Annotated in this window: 2 protein-coding genes; both read right to left on the reverse strand. The window is 41.7% G+C overall.

Going from position 1 to position 883, the window contains the following annotated elements; genetic code table 11:
- Positions 1 to 101 precede the first annotated feature (101 nt).
- Entirely contained in the window at positions 102 to 326 is a 225-nt protein-coding gene (locus AC1DUA_RS39310) for a hypothetical protein (protein ID WP_477504836.1), read from the reverse strand.
- Positions 327 to 680: 354 nt separating this feature from the next.
- The coding region (locus AC1DUA_RS39315; RefSeq protein WP_477504837.1) for a hypothetical protein at positions 681 to 883 on the reverse strand (203 nt) is incomplete at its 5' end.

Raw genomic sequence — 883 nt, forward strand, 5'->3', positions numbered from 1 at the left:
TTCTTGACCTTGCATCTGATGAGTTTGTCCCATCTTTTCATGTGCCTGCTCCTTTGCTATACTGAATTTGTGAGTGTAGCCCTCTTTGCAGAGGGCTTTTTTTATTTAAGCGTGGAGTAGAGCATAGCTTTAATTTCATTGAATGTTTCAATAAGTACAGGGTTTGATGAGTTCAAAATAGTCTCCTCATTATCTGCTCCGTAAATACGGCACACCGCCAAGACCGCTGACTCTACTTCCTGAAGCGTTGGCTTATCTGTTTGAGATGCTGCCAAGAAAATGTTAAGCGAGGCAAATCCCTCAAAACCTTCGATTGAACTGCTCATACAATCCCTCCATGTTCCTCAATATTCATTTTGTTGCATGATTAACCCGTTTTAGCGCAATTTCTGTATAATATTAATCACCATCACTCACCAACTAAGTTAAAGTTTAAGGAGGTAATTTAATGCACAATCGGTCGTATCTACAAATCAGGTCTGGAGTAGTCTATATCCACAATAGAACTTGTCCTATCGTCCCTCTTACTCCAGATGAAGAATTCAATCATCAAGTCCAAGATGGAACATGGTTACCATTTGAAAACGAAGAAGAGGCCATTGAATTTTATGAAGAAAGCTACGCAAGTTTATTTATTCGAGACAAATGCATGCTCTGTCAGCAATGATTCTTTTATCACCTCAATCCATTACGAAGAATCCCTTTCCGATTCGCTCAACATCTGCCTCGGTGGCTGGGCTCACCACGAACGGTTTGCCCTTTATTACAATTACATCCTCTTCGCCTTCCTTTAGGCTAAGAATGTGGTCTTCATACGGAAATTTGTCCATGCGTCCTCCAAAGGGAGAGAAGCAGCTTACGCAGCTCCGTGCTCCTCGCCTTC

Source organism: Paenibacillus sp. 01T422 (assembly GCF_056398785.1).